This window comes from Isoptericola aurantiacus, from assembly GCF_044769875.1.
GTDB lineage: Bacteria > Actinomycetota > Actinomycetes > Actinomycetales > Cellulomonadaceae > Isoptericola > Isoptericola aurantiacus.
In genome coordinates, this window is sequence record NZ_JBJBAE010000001.1 from 740,158 (window position 1) to 756,987 (window position 16,830).

Genomic DNA, 16,830 nt, shown 5'->3' on the forward strand with positions numbered 1-16,830 from the left:
GAGGAACGCCCCCATGCCGATGCCCACACCCACGGTCCTGTTCGTCTGCGTCCACAACGCCGGCCGCTCCCAGATGGCCGCCGGGTTCCTGCGCGCCCTCGGCGGCGGCGCCGTCGAGGTGCGCTCCGCGGGTTCCGCACCGAAGGACTCGATCAACCCCGTGGCCGTCGAGGCGATGGCCGAGCGCGGGATCGACATCGCGTCCGAGCAGCCCAAGGTGCTCACCGACGACGCCGTCCAGGCGTCGGACGTCGTGATCACCATGGGATGCGGCGACGCCTGCCCGATCTACCCCGGCACGCGCTACGAGGACTGGGAGCTCGACGACCCGGCAGGCCAGGGCATCGAGGCGGTCCGGCCCATCCGGGACCAGATCGAGCGGCGCGTGCGCGCCCTGCTGGCCTCGCTCGACGTCGAGGCGGTGGCCTGATGGCCGAGCGGCTCAAGATCGTCGTCGTCGGGTCGGTGGCCGCCGGGACGTCGGCCGCGGCCAAGGCCCGCCGCGGGTCGGAGGACGCCGAGATCGTCGTCTACGAGCGCGACACCGACATCTCCTACTCCGGCTGCGGCCTGCCGTACTACCTGGGCGGGCAGGTCGAGACGATCGACGAGCTCACCCCGCGCGACGCCGCCTGGTTCGCGCAGCGCTACGGCATCGACGTGCGCACGGGGCACGAGGTCACCGCCGTGGACGCCGCGGCCCGGACCGTCACCGTGCGCGACCTCGCCTCGGGCGAGATCTTCGACGACGACTACGACGAGCTCGTCCTCGCCACCGGGGTCTCCCCCGTCGTGCCCCCGCTGCCCGGCGCCGACGCCGACGGCGTGTTCACGCTGCGCACCCCGTCGGACGCGACCGCGATCCGGGGGTGGATCGAGACCCGGGACGCCCGGCGGGCGGTGATCGTCGGCGCCGGGTACATCGGCCTGGAGACCGCCGAGCAGCTCACCCAGCGCGGCCTCGACGTCACCGTGGTGGAGAGGGAGGCGCACTCCATGCCCCGGATGGACGCCGACGTCGCCGACCGGGTCGACGACGAGCTGCGCGCCCACGGCGTCGACCTGCTCACCGGCACCCGGGTCACCGCGATCGAGACGTCCGACGACGGCGCGGCGCGGGCCGTGCGCGTCGAGGCCGGCGCCGGGCCGGGGTCGGGGTCGGGTGACGCTGAACGCACCGTGGAGACCGACCTCGTGGTCGTGGCCGTGGGGGTCCGGCCGAACCTGGACCTGGCCCGGGCCGCCGGGGTGCGCGTCGGCCGGACCGGCGCGATCGCCGTCGACCGGGCGGGCCGCACCTCCGTGGCGCACGTGTGGGCCGTCGGGGACGTCGCCGAGAGCTTCGACCTGATCACCGGCGAGCCGGCCTGGGTGCCGCTCGGGTCCACGGCCAACAAGATGGGCCGCATCGCCGGGGACGCGCTGACCGGCGGGGACCTGGAGCACCGCGGGATCCTCGGCACCTCGATCGTGCGGGTCTTCGACCTGGCCGTCGCCCAGACCGGGCTCACCGAGGACCGGGCCCGAGCGGCCGGGTTCGACCCCGTCGTCGTGCACCACCTCAAGCCCGACCGCCCCGCCTACCTCGGTGGGCAGGAGATGCTCATCAAGGCCGTCGCCGACCGGGGCACCGGGCGCCTGCTCGGGGCGCAGATCGTCGGGCCGTCGGGCGTCGACAAGCGGATCGACGTGCTCGCCACCGCCATCACCTTCGGGGCGAAGGCCTCCGACCTGTTCCACCTCGACCTCGCCTACGCCCCCACCTACGCGACCACCAAGGACCCGGTGCACTACACGGGGATGGCGCTCGACGGCGCGATCAGCGGCCGAGCGGCGCTCGTCTCCGCCGCCGAGCTGGATCGCCGCCGCGACGGTGGGGAACAGGTCCAGGTCGTGGACGTGCGGTCGGCCAAGGACCGCGCGAAGTCCGCCGTCGACGACTCCGTCCACATCCCCCTGGCCGAGCTGCGGGCCCGCGCCGACGAGCTCGACCCCGCCCTGCCCACGGTGACCTACTGCAACAAGGGCGTCACCGGCAACGCCGGGCAGAACGTGCTGCGGGGCCGCGGGTTCGCCGACGTCGCGAACCTCTCCGGCGGGAACACGACCTACCAGCGTCACGTGCGGGGCCGCGCGGCGGAGGGTCGATGACGCAGCTCGCCCGCCGGCTCGGCACGCGGGACGCCGTCGCGATCGGGCTCGGCTCGATGGTCGGCGCCGGCGTCTTCGCCGCCTTCTCCCCCGCCGCACGGGCCGTGCTCCCCGCCGGGACGGGCTGGGCGCTGCTCGGGGCGCTGGCGCTGGCCGCGTTCGTGGCGTACGCCAACGCGACGTCGTCGGCGCAGCTCGCCGCGCAGTACCCGGTGGCCGGCGGCACCTACGTCTACGGTCGCGAACGACTCGGGCCCTGGTGGGGGTACCTCGCCGGGTGGGGTTTCGTGATCGGCAAGACGGCGAGCTGTGCCGCGATGGCGCTGACCTTCGCCGCCTACGCCGCACCACCCGGATGGGAGCGTCCGGTCGCGGCGTCGGCGGTCGTGGCGTTGGCGGCGGTGAACTACCGGGGCGTGACGCGCACCGCGCGGCTGACCCGGTGGATCGTGGCGCTCGTCCTGCTCGTGCTGGCGACGTGGACGGCGGTGGTGTGGTCGGGTGCGGCCGGCGCGGGGATGTCGGCGTCCGGGTCCGACGGCGGCCCGTCCGCCGCGGTGGCCGGGTCCGGGTGGGCCGTGGGGTACGGGGTGCTGCAGGCCGCCGGGCTGCTGTTCTTCGCGTTCGCCGGGTACGCGCGCATCGCCACGATGGGCGAGGAGGTCCGCGACCCGCGGCGGACGATCCCGCGGGCGATCCTGCTCGCGCTCGCGGGCGCCGTCGTCGTGTACACGCTGGTCGCGGTGACGCTGCTGGCGTCGCTGGGACTGGACGGGATCGCGGGGACGACGGCGCCGCTCGCGGCGGTCGTCGAGGGCTCGGCCTGGGCCGGGGTCGTCGTGCGGGTGGGCGCGGCGGCCGCCTCGCTCGGGGCGCTCCTGGCCCTGGTGGCGGGGATCGGGCGGACGTCGTTGGCGATGGCCCGGGAGGGTGACCTGCCGCGGTGGCTGTCCGCGGTGCACCCGCGGTTCGGCGTGCCGCACCGGGCGGAGGTGACGCTCGCCGCGGTCCTGGTGGTGCTCGTGCTGACCGTCGACCTGCGGGGTGCGATCGGGTTCTCGAGCGTGGGGGTGCTGGTGTACTACGCGGTCGCGAACGCCGCGGCGTGGACGCAGCAGGGGGCGGACCGGCTCTACCCGCGGGCGCTGCAGGCGTTCGGGCTGACGGCCTGCCTGCTGCTCGTCGTCACGCTGCCGGTGGCTGCCGTGCTGACCGGGCTCGGCGTGCTCGCGCTGGGGGTGCTCGTCCGGGTGGTGCGACGGAGCCGGGACGGGGAGCGCCACCGCCGCGCGCGGTAGGAGTGCCCAGCCCGGCGCGGTAGTGCACTGCCCCCCCCCCGCGGCAGGCGCCCCGCGTCAGCGTCGCGCGCGGCTGGCGCCGAACGGCCCGCCGAACACCAGCGAGATCCCCAGCACGTACCCGACGTCGTACCAGTTGCCGCTGTTGTGCACCTCGTAGACCGACACGGAGTCGGTGAACAGCGAGATCACGAACGTGACGGGCAGGATCATCCCCTGCCACAGCCCGTACCAGAATCCGGCCGGTTCGGACAGGCCGGGCGGCGCGGTGTCGAGGCCCGGGTTCGGGCCCGCCGCGCACGCCGTCAGCGCCAGGAGCACGACGGCCGCGGCGAGCCACGCCGTCGTGCGCCGCCGGGCCGGCGTGCGCCGGGCCGAGGTCCGAGGAGCCGCGGTCGAGGCCATGCCACCACTGTGGCACCGCCGCGGGGGCGTGGCGCGCGGAGGGCTGCGTTGGCGCGCGGATGCCTCAGACGTCGCCGGCGCGCGCACCGACGAGCGTCACCGGCTGAGGTCCCGACGACCCTCCGCAGCAGGAGCCGGCGTCGTCCTCCAGGTCGGTCGAGCAGACCCCCGTCTCCGGCAGCGCGAGCTCCACGGCGTCGGCCGCCGCGCGGTCGCCCGCCAGCGCGGCCGCGATCGAGCGGACCTGCTCGTAGCCGGTGGCCAGCAGGAAGGTCGGCGCACGGCCGTAGGACTTCATGCCCGCCAGGTAGAACCCGGTGTCCGGGTGAGCCAGGACCGCCTCCCCGTGCGGCTCCACGGTGCCGCACGAGTGCAGGTTCGGGTCGATGAGCGGCGCCAACCGGGCGGGAGCCTCGACGACGGGGTCGAGGTCGAGCCGGACCTCGCGCAGCATCTCCAGGTCGGGCCGGAACCCGGTCGCGGCGGAGACCACGGCGACGTCCACGTCGAACGGGCCCTCGGTCCGGGCGCCCGGCGCCCGCCCGAAGCCCGTGACCCGGACCCCGCCCCCGACGACGTCGAGCCGCTCGATCCCCACCCGGGTCCACAGGTCCAGGCGGCCGGCGTCGACCGCCTCGCGCAGCCGGGTCCCGAGCAAGCCACGGGCAGGGAGCTCGTCGTCGGCGCCACCGCCGAAGAGGCGGCGCGGGGAGCCACCCCGGATCGCCCAGACGATCCGGGTGCCGGGCGCGTCCTCGGCCAGTCGGGTGAGCGCCAGCAGCGTGTTCGCCGCCGAGTGGCCCATCCCGACCACGAGCACACGGCGACCGGCGAACCGCTCGCGGTCACGCCCCAGCACGTCGGGCAGGGGCCCCGCGAGGTGCGGTGCCGCGTCCGCCTCCCCGAGCGCGGGAAGCCCGCTGCCGCCGAGCGGGTTGGGCTGTCCGTAGGTGCCCGAGGCATCGACGACCGCAGCGGCCCGCAGGTCGCGCGTCCCGGCGTCGGACTCCGTGCGGACCAGCCAGCCCCGGCGTTCCCTGCCCAGGGAGCGGGTGCGGTCGGCGCCGTCGCGGGCGACGGCGGTCACGCGGGTGCCGTAGCGCACGCGATCGCGCACGGCGAGGGTCCCGGCGAGCGGGGTGAGGTAGTCACGCACCAGGTCGGCGCCCGTCGGCAACGCGTCCAGGTCGGGCACCTGCCAGGTTCCGGTGGACTCGAGGAGGTGCCGGGCGGCGGCGTCGAGGCAGTACCGCCAGGGCGAGAAGAGCCGGACGTGACCCCAGTCGGCGACGGCGGCGCCCGGGCCGGGCCCGGCCTCCAGGACGAGCGGCTCGAGGCCGCGCTCGAGCAGATGGGCGGCGGCCGCGAGGCCCACCGGCCCCGCCCCGATCACCACGACCGGTGGTGGCGTCGTCGGCTCCATGCCGAATCTCCTATCGAAGTTCTTCGATGCGTGAGGGCCAACGTATCCACAAACTTCGATGCGTGACAAGATGGCGGCATGACGACCACGCGTCCCGACGCGGCAGCCGACTGCTGCGGCCCGCAGCCGGCCGCGCTGGACGGCGTCGAGGCGCAGCAGATCGCCCGCACCTTCAAGGCGCTCGGCGACCCCACGCGCGTCACCCTGCTCTCCACCGTCATGGCAGCACCCCAGGGCGAGGCGTGCGTCTGCGACCTCACCGCGCCGGTCGGCCTCAGCCAGCCGACCGTCAGCCACCACCTGAAGATCCTCGTCGAGGCCGGGCTGCTCACCCGGACCCAGCGGGGACGGTGGGCGTACTACGCCGCGGTGCCCGGAGCGCTCGAGGCGCTCGCGGACACCGTGCGCAGGCAGGCACGCCCGGCCCGGGCCTGAGCAGCGGCCCGGACCCGAGCCGAGCGTGGTGCGGTCGTGGGGCGCCCCCCTGCGACGCCCCACGACCGCGCCTCAGCGGTTCCTGCCGTCAGCCGGCACGGGGCACCGCGAGGGCGCCGACCCGAGCACGGCGACGCACGCCCACCAGGACCAGCCCCGCCGCCACGAGCAGCGCCGCCAGGCCACCGAGCAGCATGTCCTCGGCGCCGGTCGCCGCCAGGGAGCCGACCGACGAGGAGCCGAAGATCGGACCGGAGGTCCAGGACGTCCAGCCCGGGGCCCCGCCCTGGGTGGTCATCGGGCCGTCGACCCCGCCACCGGCGGGACCGGAGACCGTGCCGCCGCCGGAGCCGCCGCCGGTCCCCGGCGCACCGGGTCCGCCGGCACCGTCGGTGCCGTCGGTGCCGTCGGTGCCGTCGGTGCCGTCGCTACCGTCCGAGCCGTCCGACCCGTCCGAGCCGTCAGACCCGTCGCTACCGTCCGAGCCGTCCGAGCCGTCCGACCCGTCCGAGCCGTCCGAGCCGTCAGACCCGTCCGAGCCGTCCGAGCCGTCGGAACCGTCCGAACCGTCTCCGTCGCCGTCTCCGTCGCCGTCGCCGCCGTTCTCGAGCACGTCGTCGACGATGCCGTCCTCGGCCAGGACCGAGTCGACGACGCCGACCAGGTCACCCTCGAGCACCTCGGTGACCGTCTCGTTCAGGTCGTTGCGCAGCTCGTCGAGGAGGCCGTCGGTGACGCCGTCCTCCGGCTCGTCCGGACCGACGACGTCGTCGACCAGCCCGTCCTCACCGAGCAGCCCGTCCACGGTGCCCCCCACGGTGTCGCCCGTGCCGAGCAGGTCGTCGACGGCGTCGGTCGCGTCGACCACGTCGGCCACGACCGTGTCGACGCCGCCGTTCTCGAGCACGTCGTCGACCACACCGTCCTCGTCGAGGACGTCCCGGACGACGCCGTCGAGGTCTCCGGCCAGGACGTCGTCGGTCGTGGTGTCCACGTCGTCGAGCACGACCTCGACGACCTCGTCGGTGACGCCGTCCGAGGGCTCGTCCGCCCCCACGACGTCGTCCACCACGCCGTCGGCGCCGACCAGCACGTCGGCCGTCCCGGCCAGCGCACCGTCCGTGCCCAGCGTGCCGTCGAGCTCGGTCAGGATGGCGTCGACCTCGTCGAGTGCGGCGTCCACGCCACGGTCCTCGAGCGCGTCGTCCACCACCCCCTCGTCGGCCACGACGTCGTCCACGGCTGCGTCGACGTCACCGGACAGGGCGTCGTCGACCGTCTTCTCGACGTCGTCGAGGGCTTCCTGCACGACGTCGTCGGTGACGCCGTCCGAGGGCTCGTCCGCCCCCAGCACGTCGTCCACCACGCCGTCCTCACCGAGGACGCCCGTCACCACGGAATCGGCCGCGCCGCCCGGCACGGCGTCGTCCACGGCCTCCTCGGCTCCTCCACCGGCGCCTTCTGCCGGCTCGGCGGGCGTCTCCGCCGGCTCGGCGGGCTCGGCGTCGCCGTTCCCGCCGTCCTCGATCACGTCGTCGACGATCCCGTCGTCACCGGCGACGTCCTCCACGACCGCCTCGACGTCACCGGAGGTGGCGTCCTCGACGGTCTGGCTGACGTCCTCGGCCACCGTGTCCACGACGTCGTCCGTGGTGGTCGCGGTCGGCTCGTCCGCACCGAGGACGTCGTCCACCGGCCCGTCCTCGCCGACGAGGTCGTCGACGAGCTGCTCGACCGGCTCGGTGTCGACCTCGGGCAGGTCGACCGGGGTGTCGAGCGAGGCGTCGGACGCCTCCTCGGTGACCTCGGACAGGTTCAGCTCGACCGAGGTGTCCTCGCCGAGGTCGACGTCGACGACGTCCCCCTCGGCAGCGTGGGCCGCGAAGGCCCCGGCGACCACCAGGCCGCCCGTGGCGAGTGCCGTCTGCAGCACTCTGCGCGCGTTGATACGCATGATGTCTCTCCTGTTGTCTGACGTGGTGGGCGGGCGGCTTCTGCAGCCCGCGGCATGTCGCGCTCAGCGGCGCGACGCGGCCACGTCAGGCAGGAGAGACAGGAATCTCGAAGTCCGGCACCGGGAGCGGTGCGTCGAGGTCGTGGGCCGGCACCAGCCAGAGGCGGGCCGAGGCGTGAGGTCCGGCGGGGAAGGCGGCAGCGAGGTCGCCCGAGCCGGAGGCGGTCCGCACCGTGCTCGTGGCGGCCGGCGCGCCGGTGGAGGCCACGGCGGGGCTGTTCGAGGGAGCCGACGACGACGTCGCGCTCGCGAGGTCCTCCACCGGGGCCGAGACGGCGCTCAGGGTCTCGGTGGTCCCGGTGCCGAGGGCACCGTCGGCGGCGGGTGCGAGCGGTGCGCGGGGCGCGGCCACGGCATCCGTCGCTGCGGGCGAGCCGCCCGCAGCGGGCTTCTCCGCTGCCTCCGTCGCCGATCCACCGGCAGGACGTCCCGCACCGGGTGCCGGAGCGCCGCCACGCGGGTCCAGGACCGGCGGGGCGACGGTCGGGTCCGCGGTGCCTCCCTGTCCGCCGGAGCCGTCAGGGGTCTGGTCCGGGCCCGGGGGCGCGTCCGGCAGGACCGGGTCCAGCACTCCGGGCAGCGCCGGGTCCAGGACGTCGATCACCGGGTCGGTCACCGGACTCACAGCGTCCAGGACGGGGCCCGTCACCGGATCCAGCGCGCCGAGCACCGGGTCCGTCACCGGTCGGAGGGAGTCGGTGACCGGCCGCAGCACCGGCCCGACGGCGCCGGTCACCGGCGCGAGGACCGGGTCGAGCACGTCGGTCACGGGCGTGAGCACCGGAGACACGCCGTCCGCCACGGGTGCGAGCCCGGCGGCCACCGGTTCGAGGACGGGGCCGACGGCGCCCGTCACCGGTTCGACGGCTTCGGCGACCGGTCCGAGCAGGCCTCCGACCGCACCGGTGACCGGCTCGACCGCGGTGGCGACCTGCTCGGTCACCCCGCCGAGGGGCCGGGAGGGCGTGTCCGCGTCGTCGGCGGGCGCGTCCGCGGTCTGGTCGGACGACGGGGCGGGCTTCTCGGAGCCCTTCGAGTGCTTTCCGGAGGCCTGGTCGCGCTTCGTCGCGGGGGCGGTGGACGTCGTGGGTTCCTGCACCGGCTCGGCAGGCTTCGTGTCGGGCTTCTCGGCCGGCGCGGGCTTCGACGGCTCGTCGGCCGGCTCCGGCGCGGGCTTGGTCGGCTTCTCGGCGGGCTCCGATGCAGGCTTGGCCGGCTCCGGCGCGGGCTTGGTCGGCTTCTCGGCGGGCTCCGGCGCGGGCTTGGCGGGCTCCGGCGCAGGCTTCTGCGCCTCGGCGGTTCGGTCCGCCGTCTTCTCGACGACCTTCGCGACGGGCTCGGTGACCTTCTCCACCGTCTCGACCACGGGGTCGGTCACCTTCTGCACGACCTTCCCGGTCGTCGAGAGCACCGGGTCGGTGACCTTCCCGGCGGTCTCGACCACGCCGGACAGCAGCCCACCGCGCGCCTCGTCGTCGCCGGCGCCACCGCCGTCGTCCGCGGCCGCGCCGGTGGCCAGGCAGATGCTGGTGGCGGCGGTCCCGAGGAAGAGCGCCAGGGAGCGCCAGGCGGCACGCCGGAGGTTGCCCTCCGTGCCGCTGCTCCCCCGCGTCATGTCTCCCCCTGGATCGTCCGACGCGCCGTCGGGCGCCTGCCCTGTGACCTGTACCACTGTGGAACAGTTGCCTGGGGAGCGCAACCGGAGGAGCGGTCGCGATGTCAGCGGGTCATCAGCGGCGCCCGTTCCGGCAGCGAGGCCACACGGTTCGCCGTGGTGATGGCGCAGCCCGCGAGCTCACGGGCGATCTGCTGACTGAGCCCCAGGTAGGCGGCCGGGTCGATGAGGCCGCGCAGCTCGTCCACGGTGAAGGCGCCGCCCACCACCGGGTCGGCCCGGAGCATCTGCAGGAACGGCACCCCGCTGGCCGGCGCGGCCTGCGCGACCTCGAAGACGACGTCGTGCGCCTTCTGCCGCCCGATCTTCTCCCCGAGCGCGAGCATCAGCGCCTCCGAGCCGATCATGCCCTCGGACAGCTTGATGTTCTCCCGCATGCGCGCCGGGTTCAGCTCGAGCCCGGACATGATGACCTCGAGCCGGGCCAGCATGTCGCCCGCCAGCACCGCTGCCGACGCCGACACGTCCTCCAGCAGCGCCGTCATCGCGCCGTTCGCCTCCTGGTCGTGCAGCATCGACTCCAGTGCGGGGGCCGCCAGGGCCCGCAGCTCGGCCGACATGGTCAGCATGTCCAGCGCGAGCTGCGGGTTGCGCTTGTGCGGCATGGTCGACGACCCGACCGTGCCCTCGGGGACCGGCTCGAACGCCTCGGCGAACTCCGGCTGCATCAGGGCGTAGACGTCCTTGCCGATCTTGCCGATGGTCCCGGCGAGCTGGGCCAGCACGAGCACCAGCTCGACGATCCCGTCGTTGACCGACCGTGACGGCACGCGCATGGGGTGCAGCCCGAGGCGGTGCGCCACGCCCGCCTCGATGACGCGCCCCGCGTCGCCGAAGGAGGCGAACGTGCCGGCGGCGCCGCCCATGAGCACGCAGAACAGGCGGTCGTCGAGCCGTTCGAGCCGTTCGGTGTGCGCGACGAGCTGGTCGATCCACACGGCCACCTTGAAGCCGAACGTCACCGGCACGGCGTGCTGGGAGTGCGTCCGGCCCGCCATCGGCAGGTCGGCGGAGTCGTCGGCGAGCACGGCGGCCGCCCGCAGCACCCGCCCGAGCTGCTGCAGGATCGTCCGGTGGGCGTCGCGCAGCACCAGCACGTCCGCGGTCTGGGTGATGTTCTGGGTGGTCGCACCCCAGTGCACCCAGCCGCCGTGCTTGGACCCCACGGTGCGGGCGAACTCCTCGATCAGCGGGACCAAGGGGTGGCTCGCCGACGCCGTCGCGGTGAGCACCCGCTTGATGTCCAGCTTCTCGATCCGGGCCGTCAGGGCGATGGCGCGGGCGGACTCCTTGGGGATGAGGCCGGCGTCGGCCTCGGCGAGGGCCAGGGCGGCCTCGACGTCGAGCCTGGCCTGCCAGCGGTTCTCGCGCGTGAACAGCGCGGCGATGCCGGGGTCGGGCACGCGACCCTCGGTGAAGCGTCCGAACGGGGCGACGATCATGCGACCTCCCGGGTGCACGAGGCAGTGCCCAGCATTGTGCCGCAGCCATGTTGCGGCCGTGTTCACAGGCCGGTTCCCCGGCCGGTGTCGGTGTCCCACGTCACACTGGAACGGTCCGACGCAGGACCGGGACCACCGACAGGAGCACCACCATGACCGACGACGTCTCGCCCGGCGACGAGTCCGCCGGCGTCCCCCGCGTGGCGGTGCTGGACGCCCTCGTGCTGGACACCCCCGATCCCCGCGCCTCCGCCACGTTCTGGCGCGAGCTGACCGGCGCGACCGTCGAGCAGGACGACGACGACGGCTGGATCACCCTCGACCTGCCCGGCGGCTGGTCGCTGGCCTTCCAGCCCGCACCGGACCTCGTGCCCCCGCAGTGGCCCGGGCAGGAGCACCCGCAGCAGCTGCACCTGGACCTGCGCGTGCCCGACGTCGCGGCGTCCGTCGAGCGCGCCGTCGCCCTCGGCGCGTCCGTGCTGCGCGGCAACGAGGCCTGGACCACGCTCGCCGACCCGGCCGGGCACCCGTTCGACCTGTGCCGCGCCCCCGACGTGGAGTCGCTGACCGTGATGGGCGTGACCTTCGACGTGCCCGACGCCTCGGCGGCGGCCGCCTTCTGGGCGCGCCTCCTCGGCGAGGAGGTCACCTACGACGCCGACGGCATGGCGATGCTCGGTGGTGACCGCCCGCTGCTGTTCCAGCAGGTGGAGAACTACCGCCCGCCGAGCTGGCCGGACCCGGCCGAGCCCCAGCAGGGCCACCTGGACCTGGCGATCGGGCCGCAGAGCCTCGACGAGGCGGAGGCCGCAGCGCTCGCGGTCGGCGCCACGCGGCTGCCGGGCCAGGGCGAGTCGTTCCGGGTGTTCGCCGACCCGGCCGGGCACCCGTTCTGCCTCTGCCGGTTCTGAGATCCCGCCGGACCGGTCCTGGCGAGGCTCGTCACTGCCGCAGCAGCGCCGGGCGGTCGGGGTGGTCGAGGCGGACGACGACGTCGGCGCGCCGCTCCGGAGCGGCCTCGCGCCGGTAGCGGCCGTACGCGGCGAGCTGCCAGGCGTCCGTCAGGTCGGTGCGGCGCGTCTCGGTCGCGGGGCTCAGGGCGAGGTGCACCACCAGGTCGACGTCGAGCCCGCGGCCGACGGCGAGCGAACCGTCGAGCAGGGCGACGGTGCCGGGCGGCGCATCCCGGTAGGGCGCGCGGGTCGACCGCCCGGTGTCGGGGTCGCGCAGGCTCGGGAGCCAGCGGCCGCGGTCCACGACGGAGCGCAGCACCTCGCGATTGAGTCCACCGACGTCGATCCAGGTGTCCAGCAGGGCGTCGGGGTCGCGTCGACCGGTCTCGAGGCGCAGCGACCGCGCCAGCAGGAAGTCGCGGACGGCGACCCGGGCGACCGGTCGGCCGGCCACCCGCAGCGGGCCGGCCACCGCGTCGGCGAACCGTCCGGGTCCGGCGGAGGGGTGGCCGTCGACCAGCACCCGCACGGTGCCGTCGGTGGTCAGCACCCGCTCGACGACGTGCGCGACCGCGCCGTCGTAGGTCACCGGCTCCACCCGCATCCGCCCATGCTCACACGGCGCCATCGGATGTTCACCGAGGGTTTCGTTCGGGGTACGGCGGTCTCGTAATTCGCGGACACCTGGGCGCGGTGTGATTCCGGCATCGCCAGTCGCGATACCTCGTCCCGCCCTCGCGGCACCCGTTCGAAAGGACCCGCCATGCGCGCCCGCGCCCTGCCCGCCCTCGTCCTCCTCGGCCTCGGATCCCTGGTCCTGACCGCCTGCTCGGCCGACGCCGAGGCCGACGACGCCGTCGCGGCGTCGGATCCCGACGCGCCGATCACGTTCGCGACGACGCCGCTCGGGGACGACCCGGGCGCGGAGAACCCCATCGACGCGTTCGCCGAGCTCGTCACCGCCGAGACCGGCCGCGAGGTCGAGATCGTCGACGTCCCCGACTACACGGCCGTGGTGGAGGCGCTGCGCAACCACCACGTCGACATCGGCTTCATGAGCGGCTTCCCCTCGGCGCTGGCCGTGAACACCGGCGAGGTCGACTCCCTGGTCGCCTGGCCCGGCAACGACGACCCGGTCTCCACCTGCCTGGTGATGGACGACTCCGCGCTGCAGTCCCTGGAGGACGTCACGCCGGAGACGGTCGTGGCCTTCGCCGACCCGGCGTCGAGCTCCGGGTACTTCATGCCCGTGGCGATGCTCGACGCGGCCGGTCTGGAGAAGGACGTCGACTACACGTCGATGTTCTCCGGCGGGCACGACATGAGCTTCGTGGCGCTGCAGGAGGGTCAGGTCGACGTGGCCTGCACCTCGACGATCTTCCCGACGATGGCCGGGCAGGACAACCCGATGTTCCCGTTCGACGAGGGCGAGACCCGGTCCATCGGCGTCAGCGACTCGATGCCCGTCGCCGTCACCGTGCTCGCCGACCAGCAGCTCGCGGACGACAAGCGCGCCGAGCTGCTCGACGCGCTGCCGACCGTGTTCACCGAGGAGAACGCCGACCAGCTCGGCGCCATGCTCGAGGCGATGCAGGGCACCGACCCGATCCTCGAGCCCGACGACGAGATCTTCCAGCCGTTCGTGGACATCGCCGCGATCGCCGGCGTCGACATCTCGGACCTGGGCTGATGACCACGACGATCCACCGACCCGGCAGGACCACCGCGCCTCCGGGGCTCGTTGCCACCACCGCGAGCGCGGCGTCGTCGGCCGACTCCCTCGTCACCGTCCGCGGGCTGCGCGTCGCCTACGGCGACGGACCGGTGGTGCTCGACGGCGTCGACCTCGACCTCGCCCCCGGCGAGACGGTCGCGCTGCTCGGGTCCTCGGGCTCCGGCAAGTCGACCCTCATGCGGGCGCTGACGGGCTTCGCGCCGGTCGTCGCGGGCAGCGTCGACGTCGCCGGTCACGACCTGACCCGGCTGCGCCGGGGCGAGCTGCGGCGCGTGCGTGCCGACGTCGGGCAGGTGTTCCAGCAGTTCAACCTGGTCGGGCGGCTGTCCGTGCTCACCAACGTGCTCACCGGCGCCCTGCACGACGCCGGTCCCCTGAACTGGGTGGGCGGGTTCGGCTCGGCGCACCGCCGGCGGGCGATGGCCCTGCTCGACCGCGTCGGCATCGCGCACAAGGCGAACGACCAGGCCCGCACCCTCTCCGGCGGGCAGCAGCAGCGCGTGGCGATCGCCCGCGCGCTGATGCAGCAGCCGCGGGTCGTCCTCGCCGACGAACCGGTCGCGTCCCTCGACCCCAGGATGTCGCACTCGGTGCTCGAGCTGCTGCAGGAGATCGCGCGCGAGGACGGCATCCCCGTGCTGGTGAGCCTGCACGTGCTGCCGCTCGCGCTGGAGCACTCCGACCGCGTCGTCGGGCTGCGCCACGGCGAGGTCCTCGTCTCCGCCCCGACGGCGTCCCTGGACGCCGAGGCGCTCGCCGTCGTCTACGAGGGCGTCGAGGAGGCGACCGATGACCAGCACTGACACCCGCCCGCGCCCCGGTGGCGGGCACCGCGAGCACGCCGCCGAACCGTTGTCAACGGCGGAGCGGGACCGGCTCGAGCGGGCGTTCACCGTCCCCCGCGCCCGGTTCCTGCTGGGCGTGCCGGTCGCCCTGGCGATCCTGTACTGGTCCGCCGTCGGCGCCCAGTTCGACGTCGCGAAGCTCGGCGAGGGCGCGGCCAACATGGCCGAGTTCCTCGCCCGGATGTTCCCGCCGTCCTGGGACAAGCTCGACGTGATCGTCGACCAGCTCGTCGAGACGTTGCAGATGGCGATCGTCGGCACCGCCCTGGGAGCTGTGCTCTCGCTGTTCATGGCGTTCGGCGCGGCGTCGAACATCGCCCCGCGCTGGGTGTACTACCCGTGCCGCTGGACCATGAACGTCATCCGGTCCCTGCCGGACCTGGTGTTCGCCCTCATGTTCGTCTCCGCCGTCGGGCTCGGGCCGTTCGCCGGCATCCTCGCCATGACGATCGGCTCGGTCGGATCCATCGGCAAGGTGTTCGCCGAGGCCATGGAGGCCGTCGACACCGGCCCCGTCACCGCCATGCAGTCCGTCGGCGCCTCGAAGCGCCAGATCGTGCAGTACGGGATCTTGCCGCAGGCCGGCCCGCTGCTCGTGTCCTACACGCTCCTGCTGTTCGAGGGCAACGTCCGCGGCGCCACCATCCTGGGGATGGTAGGCGCGGGCGGCATCGGCCTCGAGCTCACCACCGCCATGAAGATGTACGACTACGGACACCTGTCCGCGATCGTCATCTGCATCATCGTGCTGGTCACGGTCATCGACCAGATCAGCGCCGTCATCCGGAGGAAGATCACGTGACCACGCTCGACACCACCCTGCCCGACTCCCCCACCGCCCCGCGGATCCCCCTGACCGTGCCGGTCAATCTGCGCGACCTCGGCGGGATCGCCGTCGACGGCGGCGTGGTGCGCACCGGCGTCGCCCTGCGGGCCGACGACCTGTCCACCGCGGACCAGCACACCGTCGACGCGCTGGTGGCCGGCGGGCTGCGCGCCGTCGTCGACCTGCGCTCCGCCGACGAGGTCGCCGTCACCGGCCGCGGCCCGCTCGCCACGCGATCCGAGGTGACCTACCACCACGTGCCGTTCCTGGCCGACATCGGCCACGCCGCCGTCGGTGCCGACGGCACCGACGGTGCACTCGACCCGGCCGAGATGATGGACCAGTCCCGGTTCGGTGCGATGTACCTGCGGATGTTCGAGGGCGCCGCGGCACAGATCGTCACCGCGCTGGCCGTCGTCGCCCACTCCCCCGGGGCGGTCGCGTTCCACTGCGCGGCCGGGCAGGACCGCACCGGCGTCCTCGCCGCCGCCCTGCTGCTCGCCCTCGGCGCGGACGAGGCGGCGATCGTGGCGGACTACGCCCGCACGGGCGAGAGCTCCGGCGCGATCCAGGAGCGGCTCGCGCCGGTCATGGGTCCGCTGCTGGCGAGGTTCGGGTTCGACCTCGACGACGCCGCCCGGGCCGCGCTGCGCACCGGGTTCTCCCGCGAGCCGATGCGCGAGCTGCTCGCCGCGCTGGCCGAGCGGCACGGCGACCCGCTCACCCCGCTGCGCGCGGCCGGGCTGACCGACGGCCTCGTGGCGCGGTTGCGCGAGCGTGCCCTGGTCGGCCCGGGGGCGGCGTGACGACCACGACCACCCGGCCTGCGCCGCCGGCCGGTGCCGTGCAGCGTCGCGGCACCGGCCGGCGGCCCGGTCGTCCCCGGGCCGCCGGGCACGACGAGAAGATCCTCGCCGCCGCCGTGGAGCTGCTGGAGCGCGGCCAGGACGTCACCGTGTCCCGCGTCGTCGAGGTCAGCGGGGTGTCACGGGCCGCGATCTACCGGCGCTGGCCGTCGATGACGGACCTCGTCGCCGCCGCGCTGGACGTGGGGCGCGAGCCGTACACCATCTCGCTCGAGGGCGACCTGCTCACGAACCTCCTGGCCGCTCTGTCCCCCGACACGAGGGCGGCCGGCCGGGACTACCCGGAACGGCGCTTCCGCCTGCGGCTGCGCCTGGCCCTGTCCGACCGGCGGCTCGCCCAGGCGTACTGGCGCTCCCACGTGGCCCGACGCCGGTCCGGGCTCGTCGCCGTGCTGCGCGAGGGCATCGCACGGGGCGAGCTGCGCGAGAACCTGGACCTCGAGGCGAGCATGGACCTGATCACCGGCGTCTTCTACTACCAGTACGTGGTGCGCGGGGAGTCCCTCACCGACCCCGTGGTAGTCGACCGGTGCCGGGAAGCGGTGCGGACGGCCTGGCGAGGGATGACGCGGGGGACGACAGCACCGCGGACCTGAGGGGAGCCTCAACCCTCCCCGACCATCTGTCGAGCAGAGACCCGGCTGCTTGCCAGATAGAAGTGTCGCTATTTGTTAGATAGAGAGGCGGCCATCTGTTCGATCCGCGACCTGAACTGGTTGCACGATCAGCTCGGCGACCGTGTCCTCGAACGTGTCGTGGTCA

Annotated in this window: 16 protein-coding genes; 10 read left to right on the plus strand and 6 right to left on the minus strand. The window is 74.4% G+C overall.

The window, feature by feature from the left end; all coding sequences use genetic code 11:
• Positions 1-13 precede the first annotated feature (13 nt).
• Genes ACIQLL_RS03325 through ACIQLL_RS03335 form a run of 3 tightly spaced genes read left to right on the plus strand, consistent with a single transcriptional unit; the run spans position 14 to position 3,449 of the window.
• Entirely contained in the window at positions 14-430 is a 417-nt protein-coding gene (locus ACIQLL_RS03325) for an arsenate reductase ArsC (protein WP_402463209.1), read from the plus strand.
• Positions 430-2,151, plus strand: a complete 1,722-nt coding sequence (locus ACIQLL_RS03330) for an FAD-dependent oxidoreductase (protein WP_402463212.1) — start codon at positions 430-432, stop codon at positions 2,149-2,151. Before ACIQLL_RS03325 ends, ACIQLL_RS03330 begins: the two co-directional genes overlap by 1 nt.
• Positions 2,148-3,449: an APC family permease gene (locus ACIQLL_RS03335; protein WP_402463215.1), complete on the plus strand. Its 1,302-nt coding sequence runs from the start codon at positions 2,148-2,150 to the stop codon at positions 3,447-3,449. Before ACIQLL_RS03330 ends, ACIQLL_RS03335 begins: the two co-directional genes overlap by 4 nt.
• A gap of 57 nt (positions 3,450-3,506) precedes the next feature.
• Here the strand turns inward: ACIQLL_RS03335 and ACIQLL_RS03340 are convergent, their stop codons facing one another.
• Both ACIQLL_RS03340 and ACIQLL_RS03345 read right to left on the minus strand, forming a co-directional pair.
• Complete coding sequence (locus tag ACIQLL_RS03340; RefSeq protein ID WP_402463218.1) at positions 3,507-3,854, minus strand: hypothetical protein; 348 nt, start codon at positions 3,852-3,854, stop codon at positions 3,507-3,509.
• A 64-nt stretch (positions 3,855-3,918) separates the two neighbouring features.
• On the minus strand, positions 3,919-5,277 hold the full coding sequence (locus ACIQLL_RS03345; RefSeq protein ID WP_402463221.1) for an FAD-dependent oxidoreductase: 1,359 nt from the start codon (positions 5,275-5,277) through the stop codon (positions 3,919-3,921).
• Between the two features lie 78 nt (positions 5,278-5,355).
• On the opposite strand from ACIQLL_RS03345, the gene ACIQLL_RS03350 reads away from it, so the two are divergent.
• Positions 5,356-5,712, plus strand: coding sequence for an ArsR/SmtB family transcription factor (locus ACIQLL_RS03350; RefSeq protein WP_402463224.1), 357 nt, complete (start codon positions 5,356-5,358; stop codon positions 5,710-5,712).
• 88 nt (positions 5,713-5,800) lie between these two features.
• Here ACIQLL_RS03350 and ACIQLL_RS03355 read toward each other — a convergent pair whose 3' ends face one another.
• From ACIQLL_RS03355 to ACIQLL_RS03365, 3 genes are all read right to left on the minus strand, one after another.
• Positions 5,801-7,666, minus strand: a complete 1,866-nt coding sequence (locus tag ACIQLL_RS03355) for a hypothetical protein (RefSeq protein ID WP_402463227.1) — start codon at positions 7,664-7,666, stop codon at positions 5,801-5,803.
• 85 nt (positions 7,667-7,751) lie between these two features.
• Positions 7,752-9,341 (minus strand): hypothetical protein, encoded by a 1,590-nt coding sequence (locus tag ACIQLL_RS03360; RefSeq protein ID WP_402463230.1) that lies wholly within the window; start codon positions 9,339-9,341, stop codon positions 7,752-7,754.
• 104 nt (positions 9,342-9,445) lie between these two features.
• Positions 9,446-10,843, minus strand: coding sequence for a class-II fumarase/aspartase family protein (locus ACIQLL_RS03365; protein ID WP_402463233.1), 1,398 nt, complete (start codon positions 10,841-10,843; stop codon positions 9,446-9,448).
• Positions 10,844-10,995: 152 nt separating this feature from the next.
• Here ACIQLL_RS03365 and ACIQLL_RS03370 point away from each other — a divergent pair, with 152 nt between their 5' ends.
• Positions 10,996-11,754, plus strand: coding sequence for a VOC family protein (locus ACIQLL_RS03370; RefSeq protein ID WP_402463236.1), 759 nt, complete (start codon positions 10,996-10,998; stop codon positions 11,752-11,754).
• 31 nt (positions 11,755-11,785) lie between these two features.
• Here the strand turns inward: ACIQLL_RS03370 and ACIQLL_RS03375 are convergent, their stop codons facing one another.
• Positions 11,786-12,400, minus strand: coding sequence for a nucleoside/nucleotide kinase family protein (locus ACIQLL_RS03375; protein WP_402463239.1), 615 nt, complete (start codon positions 12,398-12,400; stop codon positions 11,786-11,788).
• Positions 12,401-12,559: 159 nt separating this feature from the next.
• On the opposite strand from ACIQLL_RS03375, the gene phnD reads away from it, so the two are divergent.
• From phnD to ACIQLL_RS03400, 5 genes are read left to right on the plus strand one after another with little or no spacing between them, the layout of a single operon-like run.
• On the plus strand, positions 12,560-13,486 hold the full coding sequence (gene phnD, locus ACIQLL_RS03380; protein WP_402463242.1) for a phosphate/phosphite/phosphonate ABC transporter substrate-binding protein: 927 nt from the start codon (positions 12,560-12,562) through the stop codon (positions 13,484-13,486).
• Positions 13,486-14,334, plus strand: coding sequence for a phosphonate ABC transporter ATP-binding protein (locus ACIQLL_RS03385; protein ID WP_402463245.1), 849 nt, complete (start codon positions 13,486-13,488; stop codon positions 14,332-14,334). Before phnD ends, ACIQLL_RS03385 begins: the two co-directional genes overlap by 1 nt.
• Positions 14,321-15,178 carry a phosphonate ABC transporter, permease protein PhnE gene (gene phnE, locus ACIQLL_RS03390; protein WP_402463248.1) on the plus strand — a complete coding sequence of 286 codons (858 nt, stop codon included), beginning with the start codon at positions 14,321-14,323 and terminating at the stop codon, positions 15,176-15,178. Before ACIQLL_RS03385 ends, phnE begins: the two co-directional genes overlap by 14 nt.
• A complete protein-coding gene (locus ACIQLL_RS03395; protein WP_402463251.1) occupies positions 15,175-16,008 on the plus strand; it encodes a tyrosine-protein phosphatase in 834 nt (277 codons plus the stop codon). The genes phnE and ACIQLL_RS03395 overlap by 4 nt, the downstream gene beginning before the upstream one ends.
• Positions 16,005-16,664 carry a TetR/AcrR family transcriptional regulator gene (locus ACIQLL_RS03400; RefSeq protein WP_402463254.1) on the plus strand — a complete coding sequence of 220 codons (660 nt, stop codon included), beginning with the start codon at positions 16,005-16,007 and terminating at the stop codon, positions 16,662-16,664. Before ACIQLL_RS03395 ends, ACIQLL_RS03400 begins: the two co-directional genes overlap by 4 nt.
• Positions 16,665-16,830 lie beyond the last annotated feature (166 nt).

Excerpts from the sequence above, each read along its gene's own strand:
- ACIQLL_RS03335 (WP_402463215.1), top strand. The coding sequence starts at position 2,148 with ATGACGCAGCTCGCCCGCCGGCTCGGCACGCGGGACGCCGTCGCGATC.
- ACIQLL_RS03345 (WP_402463221.1), bottom strand. The coding sequence starts at position 5,277 with ATGGAGCCGACGACGCCACCACCGGTCGTGGTGATCGGGGCGGGGCCG.
- phnE (WP_402463248.1), top strand. The coding sequence starts at position 14,321 with ATGACCAGCACTGACACCCGCCCGCGCCCCGGTGGCGGGCACCGCGAG.
- ACIQLL_RS03375 (WP_402463239.1), bottom strand. The coding sequence starts at position 12,400 with ATGCGGGTGGAGCCGGTGACCTACGACGGCGCGGTCGCGCACGTCGTC.
- ACIQLL_RS03370 (WP_402463236.1), top strand. The coding sequence starts at position 10,996 with ATGACCGACGACGTCTCGCCCGGCGACGAGTCCGCCGGCGTCCCCCGC.
- ACIQLL_RS03340 (WP_402463218.1), bottom strand. The coding sequence starts at position 3,854 with ATGGCCTCGACCGCGGCTCCTCGGACCTCGGCCCGGCGCACGCCGGCC.
- ACIQLL_RS03325 (WP_402463209.1), top strand. The coding sequence starts at position 14 with ATGCCGATGCCCACACCCACGGTCCTGTTCGTCTGCGTCCACAACGCC.
- ACIQLL_RS03355 (WP_402463227.1), bottom strand. The coding sequence starts at position 7,666 with ATGCGTATCAACGCGCGCAGAGTGCTGCAGACGGCACTCGCCACGGGC.
- ACIQLL_RS03360 (WP_402463230.1), bottom strand. The coding sequence starts at position 9,341 with ATGACGCGGGGGAGCAGCGGCACGGAGGGCAACCTCCGGCGTGCCGCC.
- ACIQLL_RS03385 (WP_402463245.1), top strand. The coding sequence starts at position 13,486 with ATGACCACGACGATCCACCGACCCGGCAGGACCACCGCGCCTCCGGGG.
- phnD (WP_402463242.1), top strand. The coding sequence starts at position 12,560 with ATGCGCGCCCGCGCCCTGCCCGCCCTCGTCCTCCTCGGCCTCGGATCC.
- ACIQLL_RS03365 (WP_402463233.1), bottom strand. The coding sequence starts at position 10,843 with ATGATCGTCGCCCCGTTCGGACGCTTCACCGAGGGTCGCGTGCCCGAC.
- ACIQLL_RS03330 (WP_402463212.1), top strand. The coding sequence starts at position 430 with ATGGCCGAGCGGCTCAAGATCGTCGTCGTCGGGTCGGTGGCCGCCGGG.
- ACIQLL_RS03350 (WP_402463224.1), top strand. The coding sequence starts at position 5,356 with ATGACGACCACGCGTCCCGACGCGGCAGCCGACTGCTGCGGCCCGCAG.